This is a genomic window from Micromonospora craterilacus, assembly GCF_003236315.1.
GTDB classification, from domain to species: Bacteria; Actinomycetota; Actinomycetes; order Mycobacteriales; family Micromonosporaceae; genus Micromonospora; species Micromonospora craterilacus.
The window spans coordinates 1-4,456 of record NZ_POTY01000357.1 but is presented as its reverse complement, the minus strand read 5'-3'; the positions used below and the strand labels follow the sequence as shown (position 1 = coordinate 4,456).

Genomic DNA, 4,456 nt, shown 5'->3' with positions numbered 1-4,456 from the left:
GTGCCCAGAAGGTGGTCGGCTACTTCGTCCAGTGGGGCGTCTACCAGCGCAACTACCACGTCCGCAACATCCACACCAGCGGCTCGGCGGCGAAGCTGACCCACATCCTGTACGCCTTCGGCAACACCACGGGCGGCCGGTGCACCATCGGTGACAGCTACGCCGACTACGAGAAGGCGTACACCGCGGCGGAAAGCGTCGACGGCGTCGCCGACACCTGGGACCAGCCGCTGCGCGGCAACTTCAACCAGTTGCGCAAGCTCAAGCGGATGTACCCGCACCTCAAGGTGATCTACTCGATCGGCGGCTGGACCTGGTCCGGCGGCTTCACCCAGGCCGCGCAGAATCCGACCGCCTTCGCCGAGAGCTGCTACAACATGGTCAAGGACCCGCGCTGGGCGGACGTCTTCGACGGCATCGACATCGACTGGGAGTACCCGAACGCCTGCGGCCTCACCTGCGACTCCAGCGGCCCGAACGCGTTCAAGAACGTGATCAGCGCGCTGCGGACCCGGTTCGGCTCGTCGGCGCTGGTCACCGCCGCGATCACCGCCGACGGCAGCAACGGCGGCAAGATCGACGTGGCCGACTACGCCGGCGCGGCGGCGAACCTCAACTGGATCATGCCGATGACGTACGACTACTTCGGTGCCTTCGCCCCGCAGGGCCCCACCGCCCCGCACTCGCCGCTCACCTCGTACACCGGCATCCCGCAGCAGGGCTTCTGGTCGGACGCGGCCATCCAGAAGCTCAAGAGCAAGGGCATCCCGGCCAACAAGCTGCTGCTGGGTATCGGGTTCTACGGCCGAGGCTGGACCGGGGTGACCCAGACCACGGCGGGCGGCACCGCGACCGGGCCCGCTCCGGGCACCTACGAGCAGGGCATCGAGGACTACAAGGTGCTCAAGAACACCTGCCCGGCCACCGGCACGGTCGGCGGGACGGCGTACGCCAAGTGCGGTAGCAACTGGTGGAGCTACGACACTCCGTCGACCATCAACGGCAAGATGACGTACGCGAAGAACCAGGGCCTCGGTGGCGCGTTCTTCTGGGAGCTCTCCGGTGACACCAGCAACGGTGAGTTGATCAGCGCCATCAAGGGCGGTCTCGGCTGAGCCGACGGCCGACGCATCACCCACACGACGGGGAGGGGCCCGCACCGGCCCCTCCCCGTCCGGCCGTGTTAATAAGGGGCCCTTCCTTACATCGGGGGTGGGTGTGACAGACTCGCCGCTCGGACGTGTCTCGATGTCCGCGGTCGGGAGGTAGCGATGCGGGTGAGGTACCGGCGATCGGCCGCCACCGCCGTGCTGCTCACGACCGCGCCGTTCGCGCTGTTCGGCTGCGGACTCCTCGACGACGAGGAGGAGGCGGAGCAGCCCGGGCGGGCCCCGGCCGAGGAGGCCATGGCGAAGTCCCGGGAGCGGGTGCAGGCGTACCTCGACGCGATGGCGGCGAAGGACGTGGCCGCCGGGCGCAGCCAGCTCTGCACGGTGCTGCACGAAGCGTACGACGAGGCCGCCACCGGGCCGAACGGGGACTTCGCCGACCACTTCGACGTGCCCCGGGCCGAGATCATCGACGTCCGGCCGGGTCCGGCCGGGCAGGAGGTCAGCACCTCGATCGCGGTGACCGCCGGCAGCCGCAAGTTGACCCGGAAGCTGCTGTTCACGGTCACCCGCGACGGGCTCGACTGGTGCATCGCGGACGAGCGGCCCGGCGGGAACAGCCCCGCCCCCGAGCCGACGCCCTGACCTGCGTCGTCGTCCGTCGTCGTCCATCTGCCGGAACCCGGCCCCTCGCTGGCCGGTCGCCCCGCCGGTCGCCGTACGCTGCATGTCATGCGCCATGAGTGGCATCAGTTGAGCCATCCGGCGGTGGGCAGCCGGGTGCTGCAGACCAGCCGCCCGACCGTCGACTCCGCCGAGGACGAGGCCCTCGGCCTGGACCGCTGGCGGGATCTGCCGCGCGCCCAGACCCCGCCCTGGCCGGACCAGGCCCAGGTCGCCGAGGTCTGCAAGGTGCTCGACACGGTGCCGTCGGTGGTCGCCCCGTACGAGGTCGACCAGCTGCGGCAGCGTCTCGCGCTGGTCTGCGAGGGCAAGGCGTTCCTGTTGCAGGGCGGCGACTGCGCGGAGACCTTCGCCGACAACACCGAGAGCCACCTGCTGGCCAACGCCCGCACGCTGCTGCAGATGGCGATCGTGCTGACCTACGGCGCGTCGCTGCCGGTGGTCAAGGTGGCCCGGGTCGCCGGGCAGTACACCAAGCCCCGGTCGCTGCCGACCGACGCCCGGGGCCTACCGGCCTACCGCGGCGACATGATCAACTCGCTGGAGACCACCCCGGAGGCCCGGGTCGCCGACCCGCAGCGCATGATCCGGGCGTACGCCAACTCGGCCGCCGCGATGAACATGCTCCGCGCCTACCTCGCCGGCGGGCTGGCCGACCTGCACGCCGTGCACGACTGGAACAAGGGCTTCGTGCGCAACTCCCCGGCCGGGGAGCGGTACGAGGCGATCGCCCGCGAGATCGACCGCGCCCTCGCGTTCATCCGGGCCTGCGGGATGACCGACGACGACGCGCTGCGTACCGTCACCCTCTACTGCTCGCACGAGGCCCTGGCCCTGGAGTACGACCGGGCGCTGACCCGGGTCTCCGGTGCCCGGGCGTACGGGCTGTCGGGGCACTTCCTGTGGATCGGCGAGCGCACCCGGCAGATCGACGGGGCGCACATCGACTTCATCTCCCGGATCGCCAACCCGATCGGGGTCAAGCTCGGCCCGACCACCACGCCGGACGAGGCGATCGAGCTGTGCGAGAAGCTGAACCCGGACAACATCCCCGGCCGGCTCACCCTGATCAGCCGGATGGGCAACCATAAGGTCCGTGACGCCCTGCCGCCGATCGTGGCCAAGGTGACCGCCGCCGGCGCCAAGGTGGTGTGGCAGTGCGACCCGATGCACGGCAACACCCACGAGTCGTCCAACGGCTACAAGACGCGCCACTTCGACCGGATCGTCGACGAGGTGCTGGGCTACTTCGAGGTGCACCGCGGCCTGGAGACCCACCCGGGCGGCCTGCACGTCGAGCTGACCGGCGAGGACGTCACCGAGTGCCTCGGTGGCGCGCAGGGCATCGCGGACCTCGACCTGCCTGATCGGTACGAGACCGCCTGCGACCCCCGGCTGAACACCCAGCAGTCGCTGGAGCTGGCTTTCCTCGTAGCGGAGATGCTCCGTGGCTGACGCGAGGAGTGAGCTTGCGAGCCCCGCAGTCGGCGGCCGAAAGAATGACTGTGGCTGACGCGAGGAGTGAGCTTTGCGAGCCCCGCAGTCGGCAGCCGAAAGAATGACTGTGGCTGACGCGAGGAGTGAGCTTGCGAACCCCGCAGTCGGCAGCCGAGAGGATGACCGTGGCTGACCCAACCGAAAGTGGAGACATGTTGATCGACCTGCGCTCGGACACGGTGACCCGGCCCACCGCTGGGATGCGGGAGGCGATGGCCACCGCCGAGGTCGGCGACGACGTCTACGGCGAGGACCCGACGGTCAACGCCCTCGAGGCCGAGGTCGCCGCGTTGTTCGGGCACGAGGCGGCACTGTTCTGCCCGAGCGGGTCGATGGCCAACCAGATCGCCCTGCAACTGCTGGTGCCGCCCGGTGCGGAGCTGCTCTGCGACGCCGACGCGCACGTGGTCACGTACGAGATGGGGGCTGCTGCCGCGTACGGCGGGATGACCTCGCGGACCTGGCCGGCGGTGGGCGCGGAGATCGATCCCGACGGGGTCGCCGGCATGATCCGCCCCGACGGCTACTGGGCGGTGCCCACCCGGGCGATCGCCGTGGAGCAGACCCACAACCGTGGCGGTGGCGGGGTGATTCCGCTGGCCACGCTGCGCGAGCTGCGCCAGGTCGCGGACGCCGCGCAGGTGGCGCTGCACTGCGACGGTGCCCGGATCTGGCACGCGCATGTCGCCGACGGGGTGCCGCTGGCCACCTACGGCGCGCTGTTCGACACCCTGTCGGTCTGCCTGTCCAAGGGGCTCGGTGCGCCGGTCGGCTCGCTGGTCGTCGGCGCCGCCGACAAGATCGAGCGGGCCCGGGTGATCCGCAAGCGGATGGGCGGCGGGCTGCGTCAGGCCGGCATCCTGGCCGCCGCCGGGCGGTACGCCCTCGCCCACCATGTCGACCGGCTCGCCGAGGACCACGCGAAGGCGGCCCGACTGGCCGAGGCGATCGCCCCGTTCGGGGTGCTGGCCGCCACCGTGCGCACCAACCTGGTGCCGCTGGACCTGACCAAGGCGCCCCTGGACGCGCCCGCCCTGGCCGCCGCCGCCCGCGCCGAGGGCGTACTCGTCTCAGTACTCGGCCCCCGCACGGCCCGCCTGGTCACCCACATGGACGTTACCGACGACGCGGTAACCCGCGCCGCCACCATCCTCACCCGCATCTTC

General features: G+C 70.8%; 4 protein-coding genes. All 4 read left to right on the top strand.

The genetic code is table 11. From position 1 onward, the window contains the following. The coding region (locus C1I95_RS32030; RefSeq protein ID WP_111219625.1) for a glycoside hydrolase family 18 protein at positions 1 to 1,115 on the top strand (1,115 nt) is incomplete at its 5' end. A gap of 156 nt (positions 1,116 to 1,271) precedes the next feature. Further along, on the top strand, positions 1,272 to 1,754 hold the full coding sequence (locus C1I95_RS32025; protein ID WP_111219623.1) for a hypothetical protein: 483 nt from the start codon (positions 1,272 to 1,274) through the stop codon (positions 1,752 to 1,754). An 87-nt stretch (positions 1,755 to 1,841) separates the two neighbouring features. Further along, positions 1,842 to 3,248, top strand: coding sequence for a class II 3-deoxy-7-phosphoheptulonate synthase (locus C1I95_RS32020; RefSeq protein WP_111219621.1), 1,407 nt, complete (start codon positions 1,842 to 1,844; stop codon positions 3,246 to 3,248). 194 nt (positions 3,249 to 3,442) lie between these two features. Then, on the top strand, positions 3,443 to 4,456 hold a 1,014-nt coding region (locus C1I95_RS32015; RefSeq protein WP_111219619.1), incomplete at its 3' end, for a threonine aldolase family protein.